The 15,131-nt window shown below is 47.4% G+C and carries 14 protein-coding genes; 6 read left to right on the top strand and 8 right to left on the bottom strand.

What is annotated here, in order from left to right:
• Positions 1-483, bottom strand: a complete 483-nt coding sequence (tsaE, locus tag C7R73_RS09015; protein WP_106450194.1) for a tRNA (adenosine(37)-N6)-threonylcarbamoyltransferase complex ATPase subunit type 1 TsaE — start codon at positions 481-483, stop codon at positions 1-3.
• 154 nt (positions 484-637) lie between these two features.
• Positions 638-1,612: a phosphate acetyltransferase gene (gene pta / locus C7R73_RS09010; protein ID WP_106450193.1), complete on the bottom strand. Its 975-nt coding sequence runs from the start codon at positions 1,610-1,612 to the stop codon at positions 638-640.
• A gap of 224 nt (positions 1,613-1,836) precedes the next feature.
• Between pta and C7R73_RS09005 the strand changes: the two genes are divergently transcribed.
• Positions 1,837-2,322, top strand: a complete 486-nt coding sequence (locus C7R73_RS09005; RefSeq protein WP_106450192.1) for a glutathione peroxidase — start codon at positions 1,837-1,839, stop codon at positions 2,320-2,322.
• 58 nt (positions 2,323-2,380) lie between these two features.
• On the opposite strand, the gene C7R73_RS09000 is transcribed toward C7R73_RS09005, so the two are convergent.
• A complete protein-coding gene (locus tag C7R73_RS09000; RefSeq protein WP_106450191.1) occupies positions 2,381-3,880 on the bottom strand; it encodes a gluconokinase in 1,500 nt (499 codons plus the stop codon).
• A gap of 203 nt (positions 3,881-4,083) precedes the next feature.
• On the opposite strand from C7R73_RS09000, the gene C7R73_RS08995 reads away from it, so the two are divergent.
• Positions 4,084-5,175: a chromate transporter gene (locus C7R73_RS08995; RefSeq protein ID WP_106450190.1), complete on the top strand. Its 1,092-nt coding sequence runs from the start codon at positions 4,084-4,086 to the stop codon at positions 5,173-5,175.
• Positions 5,176-5,340: 165 nt separating this feature from the next.
• Here the strand turns inward: C7R73_RS08995 and nrdF are convergent, their stop codons facing one another.
• The 5 genes from nrdF to C7R73_RS08970 all read right to left on the bottom strand — a co-directional run bounded on the left by nrdF (position 5,341) and on the right by C7R73_RS08970 (position 10,561).
• A complete protein-coding gene (gene nrdF / locus C7R73_RS08990) occupies positions 5,341-6,306 on the bottom strand; it encodes a class 1b ribonucleoside-diphosphate reductase subunit beta (RefSeq protein ID WP_106450189.1) in 966 nt (321 codons plus the stop codon).
• 66 nt (positions 6,307-6,372) lie between these two features.
• Complete coding sequence (gene nrdE, locus C7R73_RS08985) at positions 6,373-8,550, bottom strand: class 1b ribonucleoside-diphosphate reductase subunit alpha (RefSeq protein WP_106450188.1); 2,178 nt, start codon at positions 8,548-8,550, stop codon at positions 6,373-6,375.
• Positions 8,543-8,908 (bottom strand): class Ib ribonucleoside-diphosphate reductase assembly flavoprotein NrdI, encoded by a 366-nt coding sequence (nrdI, locus tag C7R73_RS08980; RefSeq protein ID WP_106450187.1) that lies wholly within the window; start codon positions 8,906-8,908, stop codon positions 8,543-8,545. Before nrdI ends, nrdE begins: the two co-directional genes overlap by 8 nt.
• A gap of 243 nt (positions 8,909-9,151) precedes the next feature.
• The gene (locus C7R73_RS08975; RefSeq protein WP_161525912.1) at positions 9,152-9,862 is read right to left on the bottom strand and encodes an alpha/beta fold hydrolase; all 711 of its coding nucleotides are present in this window, start codon (positions 9,860-9,862) and stop codon (positions 9,152-9,154) included.
• Between the two features lie 24 nt (positions 9,863-9,886).
• Positions 9,887-10,561 carry a uracil-DNA glycosylase gene (locus tag C7R73_RS08970; protein WP_106450185.1) on the bottom strand — a complete coding sequence of 225 codons (675 nt, stop codon included), beginning with the start codon at positions 10,559-10,561 and terminating at the stop codon, positions 9,887-9,889.
• A gap of 196 nt (positions 10,562-10,757) precedes the next feature.
• On the opposite strand from C7R73_RS08970, the gene C7R73_RS08965 reads away from it, so the two are divergent.
• The 4 genes from C7R73_RS08965 (at position 10,758) to C7R73_RS08950 (ending at position 15,051) form a co-directional block, all read left to right on the top strand.
• Positions 10,758-11,627: a Cof-type HAD-IIB family hydrolase gene (locus C7R73_RS08965; protein WP_106450184.1), complete on the top strand. Its 870-nt coding sequence runs from the start codon at positions 10,758-10,760 to the stop codon at positions 11,625-11,627.
• A gap of 78 nt (positions 11,628-11,705) precedes the next feature.
• Positions 11,706-11,858 (top strand): YvrJ family protein, encoded by a 153-nt coding sequence (locus C7R73_RS08960; protein ID WP_084253768.1) that lies wholly within the window; start codon positions 11,706-11,708, stop codon positions 11,856-11,858.
• Positions 11,859-12,170: 312 nt separating this feature from the next.
• Positions 12,171-14,324: an amino acid ABC transporter substrate-binding protein/permease gene (locus C7R73_RS08955; protein ID WP_192875253.1), complete on the top strand. Its 2,154-nt coding sequence runs from the start codon at positions 12,171-12,173 to the stop codon at positions 14,322-14,324.
• Positions 14,317-15,051 (top strand): amino acid ABC transporter ATP-binding protein, encoded by a 735-nt coding sequence (locus tag C7R73_RS08950; protein WP_106450183.1) that lies wholly within the window; start codon positions 14,317-14,319, stop codon positions 15,049-15,051. The genes C7R73_RS08955 and C7R73_RS08950 overlap by 8 nt, the downstream gene beginning before the upstream one ends.
• Positions 15,052-15,131 lie beyond the last annotated feature (80 nt).

The raw sequence follows: 15,131 nt of genomic DNA, 5'->3' as shown, positions 1-15,131 counted from the left end.
CTATTGTCCTTCTTTCGTGAGTATTCCCTGTAGTGTTTCAACCAAAGCATCATAACGTTCGCCGGTCGGCAGAAAAGTGATTTCCCGGTTTTCATAAAATTCCCCAGTAGGAACCAAGCGGATCGTCAAATATGCATCCGGCAATTCCTCTTCGATGAACTTTGCCCATTCGATTACGCAAACGCCATTCCCATAGAGGTATTCTTCGAAGCCCAGTTCATCGCCGCCGACATCCTCCAAACGATAGACATCCATATGGTATAGCGGCAGCCTACCCTTTGTGTACTCTCTGATCAAAGTATACGTGGGGCTTTTTATAACCGTGTCAATGCCCAACCCCTTTGCCAGACCTTTTGTAAAAGTGGTTTTGCCGGCCCCCAAATTCCCCTCCAGGAGGATGACATCTTTCGGTTTCAATAGATTTGCCAATTGCGCGGCTATCCACATCGTTTCTTCTTCATTTTTTGCTTGTAAGGTGAACATTCTGAATCTGCTCCCATCTTCACCAATTTATTTTATTCCATTCCTTATTATAGGAACATTCACTCCGGAATGCACCTTTTTTTTGCGGATGGCCCATTTTGGAGCACAACAAAAAATGGAAAGCCGGATTTGATCCAGGCTTTCCATTTTTTCATTAATCAAGTAATGTTTGGTTTGCTGTGATGATGGCTGTTTTGTAGACATCTTCTTCGTTACAACCGCGTGACAAATCGGAAATCGGTTTGTTCAAGCCTTGCAAGATTGGGCCTACCGCTTCGAACCCGCCGAAACGTTGTGCGATCTTGTAGCCGATATTTCCTGATTGGATTTCAGGGAAAATGAATACTTTAGCTTGACCAGCTACAGTTGAGCCAGGAGCTTTTTGTTTAGCGACTACTTCAGAAAAAGCTGCATCGAATTGCAATTCGCCGTCGATGTTGTATTGAGGTGCTAATTCTTTTGCGATTCTTGTAGCTTCCACGACTTTGTCGACTTCCGGTGATGCTGCTGAGCCTTTTGTTGAGAAGCTCATCAAAGCAACGTTTGGTTGGATTTCGAACATTTCAGCCGTTTTAGCACTTTCCACTGCGATTTCAGCAAGTTCTTGTGCATTTGGATTGATGTTGATTGCGCAGTCAGCGAACAGGAATCTTTCAGTACCACGGAGCATGATGAAAGCACCACTTGTGCGGCTTACGCCCGGTTTTGTTTTGATGATTTGAAGCGCAGGACGGACAGTATCACCTGTAGAGTGAATAGCACCGCTCACCAGACCATCGGCTAAGCCCATGTGTACCATCATTGTTCCGAAATAATTCTCATCCAACAACAATTTTCTAGCTTGTTCTTCAGTGACTTTACCGTTACGGCGAGCGACGAAAGATGCAACCATTTCATCGAGTTCAGCATAATCAGCTGGGTCGATGATTTGGATACCACTTAGTCTGAATCCGCGGCCTTTTGCAGCTTCTTTGACTGCATCCACATTTCCGATAACGATTGGTTCCACTAAATCTTCCGCTTTAAGACGAACGACTGCCCCTAAAATTCTTGGTTCTAAGCCTTCCGGGAAAACGATTTTTATTTTTTTTCCTACGATTTTTTGGCTTAAGCCTTCAAACATGTCCAAAAAAAATCCCTCCAGATTCGATTTATAATACTCAACTATCATACAGCAAACGAGAATAAAAAAACAGTCATTTATGGAAATTACTGTTACAATTTCATCATTTCTCATCAAACTGTCATATCTCCTTCAATTTTTACCGGGGCTTTTCTTTTGCAATCCTTTACATTGTTGTTTATACTATGTTTTAACACCTATAAGTAGCATAACCAAAGGAGTCCTTCGATATGTCCATATATGAATATCATGTAAGAAAAACAGATCAGTCATCTGTACCATTGGAACAGTACAAAGGAAAAGTCATCTGCATCGTCAATACAGCTTCAAAGTGCGGTTTAGTGGGTCAATTGGATGAACTGGAGGAACTTTACGAGAAGTACAAAGACAAGGATTTCCTCGTTCTAGGATTTCCATCGAACCAGTTCAATAACCAAGAACCGTTAAATGGAGCCGAGGCTGCTGAATTCTGCCGACTCAATTACGGTGTCACTTTCCCGATATTCGACAAAATCGAAGTGAACGGAGACAATGCGGATCCGCTCTACAAATATTTGGTCGAACAGACTGGAGGAGGCGCCATCAAGTGGAATTTCACGAAATTCCTGATTGGCCGCGATGGCGAAATCATCAAGCGTTTTGCGCCGATCACCACACCAAAGAAAATGACGAAGCTGATCGAAAGCGCCTTGGAGCAACCAATCAGTAACGCGTAGACTAAAAAAGACATAGCCACTAAATTTTAGTGAGTATGTCTTTTCTTTTGGTTCAATTTCATTTTTCCGTATAGAACTCCTGTAACAACTTGCTCATCTCTTGGTAACGAGGGAACATCGCTGCGTAGACAGACTTGCTGTCTTCATTCGGTTGATGTTCGATCGATGCACCCATCATTTCCTCCGCATCATCCACGGATTCCACCAAACCCAAGCTCTTCAGTGTGATCAAAGCGGCACCCGTGCAGGAACTTTCGAAAGTTTCTGGAAATTCGATCGGCATGCCGATGATATCCGTCAAGATCTGGCGCCAAGCCTGCGAGCGCGAAAAGCCCCCACTGGCCATAATTTTTGTCGGTTCGCCGTTCATCGAGATGACCGACGCCAGCACATCCTTCAGATTCAGGCAGATGCCCTCCAAAACGGAACGCAAAAAATGTTCTTTCGTATGCAGCATGTTGATGCCGCTGAAATTCCCTCTGGCATCCGCATTCCATAAAGGCGCCCGTTCGCCATTCAGATAAGGATGGAAAACCAATCCATCCGCTCCCGGTGCAACGTTTGCGATCATCTCCATCGCTTTGTCATAGAGATCTTCATCAGCAATGTTCGCCGGCAAAAATTGTTTGATGGCCCAATCAAAGATGTTTCCGCCATTGTTGACGGCGCCGCCGTTCACATAATGGTTTTCATCCAGGATATAACTGAATGTACGTCCTTCCGGGCTTACATAAGGTTTGTCGCTCGTCATACGGACCGCACCACTCGTACCGATTGTGATTGTTGCCGTACCCGCGCGAATCGCTCCCATACCCAGGTTGGCTAAGCAGCCGTCATTCCCTCCAACTATAAAGGGTGTATCCGCAGCCAGCCCCAGCAACTCAGAAACTTCCTCAGAGAACCCGCTCATCTGGTGACCAGGATTTACCGGCAACGGCAGCATTTGACTCGTGATACCGCAGAATTCCAGAATTTCCTCATCCCAGCGGAATTCCCTGATGTTGAACAAACCGGTAGCCGAGGCAACCGAATAGTCCACGACGAATTCTCCGAACAGGCGCCAAAAAATGTATTCCTTGATGCCGATGAACCAACGCGCTGCTTGGAACACTTCGGGCTTTTCCGCCTTCAGCCAGAGAATCTTGCTCAATGGGGACATCGGGTGCAGCGGTGTACCTGTTTTTTCGTAAAAACGCTGGCCCATTTCGGAATGCTTAAGCATGCTTGCGTATTTTTTCGAACGATTATCGGCCCAGGTTATGCTCCTCGTCAACGGCGTACCTTCCGCGTCCATGAGGATCAAGCTGTGCATAGCGCTCGAAAAGCCGATGCCGGCAATATCCGTCGGCCCAAGTTCCGCTTTCTGTATGACTGCTTTTATTGTTTTTAATACGGCTGAAAAGATCTCATCCAAGTCTTGTTCCGCCATTTCGGGATTCTCTTTAATTAATGGATAATGCGCGTACGCTGATTCATAAGCTGAGCCGTCCGTTTCGTACAGTACGGCTTTTGTGCTTGTGGTACCGACATCCACTCCCATGACATATCGTGCTGCCAAATAAAAAACCACCAATCCAAAAAATTTATCTTATTTTTCCACGACCTTAACCATTATAGCAAAATTCCACAAGCATTGGTGCAAATTTTTTGATAATGTTTAATATTCTGGCTTCGATCGTTTACATTTTCTTAACGCAATCTTTTCTGGATATCCATCGCTGTCTGCTATACTGATGACATCTTCGCACAAGGAGGAACATCATGACCTATCCTAAAGAAATCTACAAGGAAATCTGCTTTTTTTTTGCCAAGCTGGGGCTGTTTGCCTTCGGAGGCCCGGCCGCGCATATCGCCATGATGGAGGACGAATTGGTGACGAAACGCAAATGGCTCACCAAATCGGATTTTATGGATCTGCTCGGATTCACGAATCTGATTCCCGGTCCGAATTCAACGGAGCTGGCGATTACCTTGGGCTACAAACGTGGTGGAAAGCTTGGGCTTTTCTTGGCGGGCATCTGCTTCATTTTCCCTGCCATGGCGATTGTGTTGCTGCTGGCCATGTTCTATAAAGAGTACGGCGAAGTGCCGCTCATCGAAGCGATCTTCACTGGCATCAAACCGGTCATCCTTGCAGTCATCATCCAGGCCCTTTTCCGTCTGGGGCAGACGACCATCAAGGACACCAAATCGCTGCTTTTGTTCTTGGCGGCCTATCTGCTGTCGCTGATGGGCGTCGGCGAAATCACGATCCTGATTCTGACCGGATTGACGATGCTGCTGATTCAGCAGTCAGCCAAATGGCGCTCGCATCATCTCGCCGTCGAGCCCATGTCGCTGACGCTGTTGTTCCTGACCTTTTTGAAGATCGGTTCGGTCCTTTATGGGAGCGGCTACGTGCTGCTGGCCTTTCTGCAGGCGGAATTCATCGACCGTTACGCTGCGCTGACCAGCACCCAGTTGCTGGATGCCGTCGCAATCGGCCAGTTCACCCCCGGCCCGGTCTTCACGACGGCGACTTTCGTGGGCTATCTGATCCAAGGCGTACCGGGTGCCTTATTGGCGACTGTCGGCATCTTCTTGCCTTCCTTCCTGCTGATTCTTTTGTTGCATCCGCTGTTCAACAAACTGCGTTCTTCCAAAGTCTTCGCCGGTATTTTGGACGGGGTTACGGTCGCTTCGCTGGCATTGATGGCATCGGTATCCTGGCAATTGGGGACAGCGACCTTCGTTTCGTGGTTCAGCGGCCTCATTTTTGCCGTCAGTTTCTTCGGCCTCATCAAATTCAAGGTGAACTCCTCCTTTCTGATCATCATGGGCGGCTTCACCGGGTGGCTGGTCACGATGTTTTAAACGTAGCATACACACAAAAAGACCCTAATATCAGTCAAAACCATGAATAACACAAATTTATTCATGGTTTGGCCCCTGCCTCAGTAAACAGCAATAAAATTGTCGAGGCACAAATGCAAAAAAGCAAGAAGAGCAGCGGATCCGCTGCTCTTCTTGCTTTTAGTTTTAGTCAATCCACTTGACGTAATCTTCGTCTTCCATCGCCTCGACGGCACCCAACAGGTAGCCGTTGCCGACTTGCGAGAAGAAATCGTGGTTGCTGGTTCCGGTCGATATGCCGTTCATGACGATCGGATTCACATCGTCGGCCGTGTCCGGGAACAACGGGTCGAAGCCCAAATTCTGCAACGCTTTGTTGGCGTTGTAGCGGATGAACACTTTGACGCGCTCCGTCCAGCCCAGCTCGTCGTAGATGTATTGCGTGTATTTCACTTCATTGTTGTACAGTTCATACGTCAGCATGTAGACCCAATTCTTCATTTCTTCCTGTTCCGTTTCGGACAGTTGGTTGTAAGCAATCTGGAATTTATACCCGATATACGTGCCGTGGACCGATTCGTCGCGTAGGATCAGTTTGATGATCTCCGCCACGTTCGGTAATTTGTTGTTGCCGAGATACCAAAGCGGTGCGTAGAATCCCGAATAGAAAAGGAAAGATTCCAGCAGCACGCTGGCCGCTTTCTTTTCCAGCTGGTTCCCGCTCTTGTAGATATCGTTGATCAGGCTGGCTTTGCGCTGGATGAATTCATTGCTGTTGGTCCAGTTGAAGATATCATCGATCTCAGTCTTTGTGTTCAACGTGCTGAAGATCGATGAGTAGCTTTTCGCGTGCACAGATTCCATGAACTGGATGTTGTTCAATACCGCTTCCTCGTGTTGTGTGCGCATATCTTCCTTCATGGCGGCGATGCCGTCCTGCGATTGCAGCGTATCCAGAAGCGTCAAGCCGCCGAACACTTTTCCCAACATATCCTGTTCGGGTTTGCTGAGGGTGCGCCAGTCGTCCAAATCATTGGACAACGGGATCCGCGTATCCAACCAAAATTGCTCTGTCAGTTTCTCCCATGTCAACTTGTCCAGCATATCTTCGATGCTGTTCCAGTTGATTGCTATATAAGGCTTGTTTGCCATCCTTCATTCCTCCGTTAGACTTTCCGATTAGTGAATGACGGTATCAAAGTCGCGTGCGCTGCATCATCAGATGGTGCATGATTCGCAAGCGTTCGCTCCGATTTCGTCGTTGTTTTCCGTAAATGTACGCACATAATAAATCGATTTTGCGCCTTTTCTCCAGGCGTAATTGCGCAGAATGTTCAGGTCACGTGTCGTCATTTTGTTGGTGCGCCCTTCTTTCCATTCGTACATACCTTCAGGCAATTCGGAGCGCATGAACAACGTCAGGCTCATGCCTTGATCGATGTGTTTTTGGGCAGCGACATAAATATCGATGACACGACGCATATCGATATCATAGGCTGAGCGATAATAAGGCATCGTTTCGTTGGAAAGCTGCGGAGCCGGATAATAAGTTTTGCCGGTTTTCTTCTCTTGCCGCTCTTCGATCAGACGCGTGATCGGGTGCAGGCTCGCACTCGTTTCATTCACGTAACTGATTGAACCTGTCGGCGCGATCGCCAAACGGTTTTGGTGATACAAGCCAGATTCATGGATTGCTTGCTTCAACTGCACCCAGTCTTCCTTCGTAGGGACTTTGATGCCATCAAAAATTTGTTTCACTTTTTCGGATTGGAAGACGACATCGGAATTGGTATACGCATCAAAATATTCGCCTGTATAGTATGTGGATTTGTCGAAATTGACGAATGCTTCCCCGCGTTCCTTGGCGATTTTGTTGCTGGCCGCCAACGTGTAAAAATTCAAAAGCATAAAGTAGATGTCCGTGAATTCGATGGATTCCGGCGAACCGTAATGCATCTGATTGGTCGCGAACATCGTGTGCAGGCCCATGCCGCCCAAACCGATCGTGTGCGCTTGATCGTTCCCGTTTTTGATTGTAGGGACCGCATCGATGCTCGAATGGTCGGTTACATAAGTCAAGGCGCGGACCATCGTTTCGACCGATTTGCCAAAATCAGGCGACTTCATCAGGTTCGGAATGTTCGTGGAACCCAAGTTGCAGCTGATGTCCGTCCCCAGAACTTCGTATTCCTGCTTGTCATTCAACAAGGATGGTTGCTGCACTTGCAGAATTTCCGAGCACAGGTTGCTCATGACGATCGTTCCGTCAACTGGATTCATGCGGTTGGCCGTATCGATGTTGATGATGTACGGATAGCCGGATTCCTGCTGCAGTTTGCTGATTTCGTTCTCAAGGTCACGGGCACGGATCTTCGATTTGGAGATTTCCGGATTATTTACCAGATTTTCGTATTCCGCGGTGATATCGACATAGGAGAACGGTTTGCCGTAGATCCGTTCCACATCATAAGGGCTGAACAGGTACATCTGATCGTCCTTCGCCGCCAATTCGTAGAATTTGTCCGGAATGACCAGACCCAGCGACAAGGTTTTCACGCGGATTTTTTCATCGGCATTCTCTTTTTTCGTGGAAAGGAAAGCGACGATGTCCGGATGGAAAACGTTCAAATACACCGCACCGGCTCCGTTGCGTTGGCCCAACTGATTGGAATAGCTGAAGCTGTCTTCGAGAAGCTTCATGATCGGTACGACGCCGCTCGACGCATTCTCGATTTTTTTGATCGGATCCCCGGCTGCCCGGACGTTCGACAGGTTAACGCCGACACCTCCACCGATGCGGGACAACTGCAGCGCACTGTTGATTGTGCGGCCGATGCTGTTCATGTCATCCGTCGTTTGGATCAGGAAGCAAGACACCAATTCTCCGCGGCGTTTTCTGCCGGCGTTCAAAAAGGTAGGCGTCGCCGGTTGGTAGCGTTGATGGATCATCTCTTCCGCCAAGTCGACAGCCAATTGCTGGTCCCCGTCAGCCAAAAAGAGTGCATTGAAGACGATCCGGTCTTCGTAACGCTCCAAATAACGCTTGCCGTCGTTCGTCTTCAGCGCGTACTGGGTATAGAACTTGTAGGCAGCCATGAACGATTTGAAACGGAATTTCTTGTTGTACGTATCCTGCATCAACTTTTTGATGAAATCAAGCGGGTATTTTTCCAAGAACTCTTTTTCGATGTAATCCTGTTCGATCAAATAATTCAATTTTTCATCCAAAGTATAGAAGAACACCGTGTTTGGATTCACATGCTCCAGGAAATACGCCCGTACCGCTTCCTTGTCCTTATGCAGAGGGATGGCATTATCAATCGGACGATTGATTTCATTGTTCAATTTATAATAGGTTACATCTTCTGTTTTGGTTACTAATTTTGGACTATCCAAGTTCCGTCACCTTCTCTTTCAAAATCTGAATGTCTTTCTCGTTTCCTTGAAACTCAAACAAGTGCAGCAGCGGCACACCATAATCGTGTGCCAAGTCTTTTGCGGTAAACCCGAAAAGCTTGCCGAAATTCAGGTTCCCTCCACCTGCCACACCTTTGAAATAGGAGCGGTTCCGATCGGTCTCGATCAAGTCGACCAGAATATCCGTCACCTCTTTATCGTAGGTCGGGGCCACGATGATGAACGGCTCATCAATCGGTTGGAAGGCGTTATCGGCCGTCAATTCGATAGTCTCAAGGTTCAGTTTGTTTACGAACTTCCTCGTTTGGCCGGTCAACGACATAAACACTACCTTCATTTTACCTCACCCTTTTCCCAACTGTTATTCACCCATTATACGGTTGCGCGGATATAATTACAATAAGAAAGACACAATATGTAGTATGCGTTTTTATAAAATACGCAACATATTGTGTCTTTGTTTGCATTTTCACTTTATCCGTCCAGAAGTTGCGCGGCAGCGAATGACTGCCACCGGCGACATTTCAGAATTTCATTCTAACATAATTTCCCGGAAGCACCTCCTGATACGCTCCGGAAATCACAAGCTTGTGTAGAATTTTTTTGCAAGACGTTCCAGCACTTTCGGATCATCCGCGAAAAAGCCATGGCTTCCCCCGGGTACGATATATTTTTGCGATCCGGGAATCAGGCGATGCATCGCCTCCGTTTGATCGTCGCGGATCAGATCGAATTCCCCCGCCAGCAGCAGTGTTGGCGCTTGGATGCTGCGCAAGGCTTCAGCCGAAAGGTCCAATTCCTCCAGCATCAGATTGTGGATGCAGAGGCGCTGGATTTTTTCCGGATCGGTATCCGGCAAAGCAAGCAGCTCCTCGTATCGTTCCAGCGTCTCCTCATTGCAGGCGTCGGTCAGGCCGTCCGCTTCGAAATTCGCCCCCATCGCGATCAAAGAAGCGATTCGATCCGGATAGTGGGCAGCTAAATACAAACCAAGATTGCCTCCATCGCTGAACCCGAGCACATGGACCCGTTGAATCCGCTCCTTTTCGAGCAACGCAAGGATGTCCTCTGCAATCTGCTTAAAGGTCAACCGTTCCACTCCCAGATCCGATCGGCCATGGCCTCGCGTATCAAGTGCATAGACCGTGAAGCGTTTTGTGAAAAAGGGGAACTGCTTCGCGAAGATGTCCGAACTCTCTCCGTTTCCGTGCAACAATAGCAACGCATCACCGGTACCACCTACCTGATAATAAAGTTTTCCTTTTCTTGTCTTCAATGATTTCGCTCTCACAGGCAGCGCCCCTTTCTTCTATATTTATTCTGGCAATCGCCAGTCGATCGGCTCCATACCGAACGATTTGAGCGCTTCATTCGTTTTGGAAAATGGCTTCGACCCGAAGAACCCTCTATAGGAAGATAACGGGCTTGGATGCGGCGAGGTGATCACAACATGCTTCGTTGTGTCGATGAACACTTTTTTGGCTATCGATGCATTTCCCCACAGAATGAAGACAACCGGTTCTTCCCGCTCGTTCAACGCTCGGATGACGGAATCGGTCAACAACTCCCAGCCTTTTCCGCGATGGGAATTGGCTTCCCCGCTACGGACAGTCAGGACCGTATTCAGCAGGAAAACGCCCTGCTTCGCCCAAGATGTCAAGTCGCCGTGTTTCGCAATCGGAATGCCTAGGTCATCCTGCAGTTCCTTGTAGATGTTGACCAGGGAAGGCGGCAGCTTGACCCCTTTCTGCACGGAAAAGCTCAAGCCGTGCGCTTGGTTGGGTCCGTGATAAGGGTCCTGCCCCAATATGACCACTTTCACCTTTTTGTAAGGCGTCAGTTCGAAGGCTTCCCAGATATGCTGCATTCCGGGATAGACCGTCTCGTTCAGATACTCCTCTTTCAGGAATGCGCGCAGTTGCTGATAGTACGGCGCTTCAAATTCCTTTTCCAACTTTTCTTGCCACTCGTTATGGATAATTGCTTTCATTTTTTCACACCACTATCTGTCAAATTTTTCATTTCCGGTTGCGACTATCTTAACATAATGTGCGTAGCTTTTTCAGTCCATCCGCCTTCCGGGCGATTATTTAAGTCAGCCCCGAACAAATTTTCAGTGAAAGTGAAAAATCATGGTAGAATATAAGTGTGAATATACTGCAATTACCGAACAGGAGGATGAATGTATGATAGAACTGATCGTCTCAGATATGGACGGCACATTATTGAACGATAAGATGGAAGTCTCCGCATCGAACGTGAGCGCCATCAATGAAGCAAATAGATTAGGCATCAAATTTATGGTCGCTACCGGCAGAGGGTATACCGAAGCCGTTCCGGCCTTGCAGGAAGTCGGCATCGATTGCCCCATGATCACGCTGAACGGCGGGCAAGTATTTGACGAAGACGGAAAACTGGTCGAAAACCTGGGGATCGATAAAACAACAACCCGCCATATTTTGGAGGATGTGAAAAAATACGGACTCTATTGCGAACTCATGACATCCAAAGGCATATTTTCGGATGACAAAGTGCGCCGGATCGAGTCATTGACTTCTTTGCTTCATGAGACAAACCCTGACACAACTTTCAAAATGGCGCTTGTTCTGGCTGTCGCCCGTTTGGAAGTGATGCACGTAAACTACGTTGAAAACTTCAAAGAAGTTCTGGAAGACAACGCCCAGCAAGTCCTGAAGATCCTGGTGTTCAGCGATGTCGGACAAAGCGAACTGGAGCCGATCCGCGCCAAACTGGCCGAAGACAGCCGTGTCGTCGTGACCTCCTCCTTCAAAAATAATATCGAAATCAACCATGTGGAAGCACAAAAAGGGATCGCTTTGGCGAAGTTCGCCAAAAAAAGAGGGATTCCTTTGGAGAATGTCATGGCCATCGGGGATAACTTCAATGACGTCTCCATGCTGAAAGTAGCAGGCGCCAGTTTCGCAGTCGCCAATGCCGAGGATGGGGTCAAGGAATTCGCGAAGTACCTGACTTCCAAAAACTCAGAAAACGGCGTTGCCGAGGCCATCATGCGCTGCATCAACGAAAATTTGTGATCCCGAAACCGAAAAGCTGACAGTTACACATCCCTCCCTTCCTACGTCTTTATAGATGTAGGAAAGGAGGGAAAATGAATGGATGCGAACGTGGATGTGCTGGCGTATATGGAACTGATCAGCAATACCGGCTTTCCGATCGTGATTGCGATGTACCTGCTGCACCGGATGGAAAAAAAGCTGGATGCACTGGTCGGCGCGATCGAAGACCTGAGCCGGGCCTTTAAATGATCACACCATTGCCTCACCAGACCTAAAAAAAGCCTTGACATGACAGCTTTTATGCCATCATGCCAGGGCTTTTTGCTGCGTTTTTCCGAACGTTCACCAAAAAACCGAATCGGCTGACACTTCAATGTTAGCGTTTTTATAAAGTTTGGGTTTTGTGTCAGTTTTTCTAACATATACGCGTCGCTAAATGATTGTGGTTTCTCTCAATTTAAAATATAATCTCGATGTGGTATTATATGAATATTCAAGCAGAGGCTTCATCGTAATCTCATGGTTATTCAGAAGGAATGCTGATTATAAGGAGGAAAAAATATGTTAAGCAAGAAACTGCGACTAAAGTTGCCGATGCTCTTCATGGCTTTAGGCTTTTTTATTTTTGGGTCAGCCCAGCACGAAGTAGTTGAGGCAACAGAAACACAAAAGTTTGTCATCGCGACAGACACCACTTTTGCACCATTTGAATTCCAGGATGCGAACGGCGAATTTGTCGGCATCGATATGGACCTCATCCAAGCAATTGCGGATGATCAAGGATTTGAAGTGGAGATTCGTCCTTTGGGATTCAATGCCGCGCTGCAGGCCTTGGAAGCTAAACAAGTCGACGGCGTCATCGCCGGCATGAGCATCACGGACGAACGGAAACAGACCTTTGACTTTTCGGAACCGTATTTTGAAAGCGGCGTGGTCATGGCAGTTGCCGATGACAGCGACATTTCAAGCTACGAAGATTTGGAAGGTCAGAACGTAGCCGTCAAAACCGGAACGGAAGGTGCAACTTTTGCCGAATCGATCAAGGATGAATATGGCTTCACTACCTCGGTTTTTGAAGATTCCGCCAATATGTATCAGGATGTCCTGTCCGGAAATTCCGTAGCGGCATTCGAAGACTATCCGGTAATGGCCTACGCCATCGAGGACCAAGGTCTGGCACTGAAACTGGCTACCGACAAAGAAGCCGGCGGTTCATACGGTTTTGCAGTAGCAAAAGATACAAATCCTGAATTGCTGGCAATGTTCAATGCCGGTTTGGCTAATCTGAAAGAGAATGGCACTTACCAAGCCATCCAAGAGAAATACCTCGGTGCTTCCGCGGATACGAGCTTGGATGTCCCGGCACAGAACGGAAAAACGTTTATCATCGCAACCGACACAACTTTCGCCCCATTCGAATTCCAGGACGCTAACGGCAACTATGTGGGTATCGACATGGATCTGATCCGTGCAATCGCTAAAGATCAAGGTTTCGGAATCGAGATCCGTCCACTAGGATTCAACGCAGCCCTTCAAGCATTGGAAGCTAAACAAGTGGATGCCGTTATCGCCGGCATGAGCATCACCGACGAGCGCAAACAGACTTTTGATTTTTCTGAACCGTATTTCGAAAGCGGTGTGGTTATGGCTGTTGCTGCCGATAGCGATATCGACAGCTATGAAGACTTGGAAGGCATGACCGTGGCCGTCAAAACCGGAACGGAAGGCGCAACCTTTGCCGAATCCATCAAGGATGAATATGGCTTCACTTTATCGACTTTCGATGATTCAGCCAACATGTATCAAGATGTCATCGCCGGAAATTCCGTTGCGGCATTTGAAGATTACCCGGTTATGGCCTATGCCATCGAAGGTCAAGGCATCGCATTAAAACTGGCTACCGAAAAAGAAGCAGGCGGATCTTACGGAATCGCAGTTGCAAAAGACACGAACGCGGAACTGTTGAACATGATCAACACAGGATTGGCAAACTTGCAGTCCAACGGTACTTATGAAGAAATCGTCAATGACTATTTAGGCTCCGACACGGAAGCAAGCAACACTTCCTTCTTCGGACTGATCCAAGAAAACTGGAAAACATTATTACAAGGTTTGGGAAGAACGATCCTGATCACTTTTGCATCCATCGTGATTGCTTTGGCGTTGGGCATCGTAATCGGCTTGTTCAGCGTTTCCCCTAACAAGGCATTGAACTGGATCGCAACAATCTACGTTGATATCATGCGTGGTGTGCCATTGATTGTCTTGGCATTCTTCGTATACTTCTCGATTCCGCAATTGATGGGTCTCCGGATGAATTCGACGGTTGCAGGGATCATCACGCTGAGTTTGAATGCGGCAGCTTATCTGGCCGAAATTTTCCGCGGCGGTATCAAAGCTGTTGATGTCGGGCAGATGGAAGCAGGACGCAGCTTAGGTTTGACTTATCAAACAACGATGAACAAAATCATTTTGCCGCAAGCAATCCGCATCATGATTCCTTCATTCATCAACCAATTCGTCATTACCCTGAAGGACACATCCATTTTGTCCATCATCGGACTTGTCGAATTGACACAGACCGGTAAAATCATCATCGCCAGAACCTATGCTTCCGGCAATATGTGGTTGATCATCGGATTGATGTACATCATCGTCATCACGATCCTTACGAAGATTTCCAAAAAACTTGAAGGGAGATTAAAGAATGGCTAACGCAAAAATAAATGTCACGAATCTGAAGAAAAGCTTCGGAAGCAACGAGGTTTTGAAAGGGATCAACCTCGAAGTAGCTGAAGGCGAAGTGGTCTGCATCATCGGCCCTTCCGGTTCAGGAAAAAGTACCCTTCTGCGCTGTCTGAACAAGCTGGAAGAAGTCACCGATGGCCATGTGCTGATCGACGGAAAAGACATCACCGAAAAAACTACAGACATCAATAAAGTACGTGAAGAAATCGGTATGGTTTTCCAACATTTCAATCTTTTCCCGCACCTTTCGGTAATGGACAATATCACATTGGCTCCGGTTGAACTGAAACGGGAAAATAAAGAAGCCGCAAGAGTAAAAGCAGTGGAATTGTTGGAAACAGTCGGCCTGTCCGAAAAAGCTGACGCTTTTCCAAGCTCGCTATCCGGCGGTCAAAAACAGCGTGTCGCTATCGCGCGTGCGTTGGCAATGAATCCGGAAATCATGCTTTTCGATGAACCGACATCCGCACTTGATCCCGAAATGGTCGGCGACGTTCTTGAAGTCATGAAGAAACTGGCAAAACAAGGGATGACCATGGTTGTGGTTACGCATGAAATGGGCTTCGCAAGAGAAGTCGGACATCGCGTCATCTTCATGGATGGCGGCTACATCGTCGAAGAAGGCACGCCTGCTGAAGTATTCGGCAACCCACAAAATCCACGTACACAAGATTTCCTGAACAAAGTATTGTAACAGCACAGAAAACAAAGGTTGCCCCAAAGTGATATGCTCCCTCTATATAGGACAATGAATTACTTCAAGTCTTATATAGG

The sequence above is a fragment of the Trichococcus alkaliphilus genome (assembly GCF_003008695.1).
Taxonomy (GTDB): Bacteria; Bacillota; Bacilli; order Lactobacillales; family Aerococcaceae; genus Trichococcus; species Trichococcus alkaliphilus.
This window is presented reverse-complemented; position numbering and strand designations above follow the sequence as displayed.

What these genes read in the sequence shown, in the direction of transcription:
- tsaE (WP_106450194.1), bottom strand. Translation starts at nt 483, where the DNA reads ATGTTCACCTTACAAGCAAAAAATGAAGAAGAAACGATGTGGATAGCC.
- C7R73_RS09005 (WP_106450192.1), top strand. Translation starts at nt 1,837, where the DNA reads ATGTCCATATATGAATATCATGTAAGAAAAACAGATCAGTCATCTGTA.
- C7R73_RS08995 (WP_106450190.1), top strand. Translation starts at nt 4,084, where the DNA reads ATGACCTATCCTAAAGAAATCTACAAGGAAATCTGCTTTTTTTTTGCC.
- nrdF (WP_106450189.1), bottom strand. Translation starts at nt 6,306, where the DNA reads ATGGCAAACAAGCCTTATATAGCAATCAACTGGAACAGCATCGAAGAT.
- nrdI (WP_106450187.1), bottom strand. Translation starts at nt 8,908, where the DNA reads ATGAAGGTAGTGTTTATGTCGTTGACCGGCCAAACGAGGAAGTTCGTA.
- C7R73_RS08970 (WP_106450185.1), bottom strand. Translation starts at nt 10,561, where the DNA reads ATGAAAGCAATTATCCATAACGAGTGGCAAGAAAAGTTGGAAAAGGAA.
- C7R73_RS08965 (WP_106450184.1), top strand. Translation starts at nt 10,758, where the DNA reads ATGATAGAACTGATCGTCTCAGATATGGACGGCACATTATTGAACGAT.
- C7R73_RS08960 (WP_084253768.1), top strand. Translation starts at nt 11,706, where the DNA reads ATGGATGCGAACGTGGATGTGCTGGCGTATATGGAACTGATCAGCAAT.
- C7R73_RS08955 (WP_192875253.1), top strand. Translation starts at nt 12,171, where the DNA reads ATGTTAAGCAAGAAACTGCGACTAAAGTTGCCGATGCTCTTCATGGCT.
- C7R73_RS08950 (WP_106450183.1), top strand. Translation starts at nt 14,317, where the DNA reads ATGGCTAACGCAAAAATAAATGTCACGAATCTGAAGAAAAGCTTCGGA.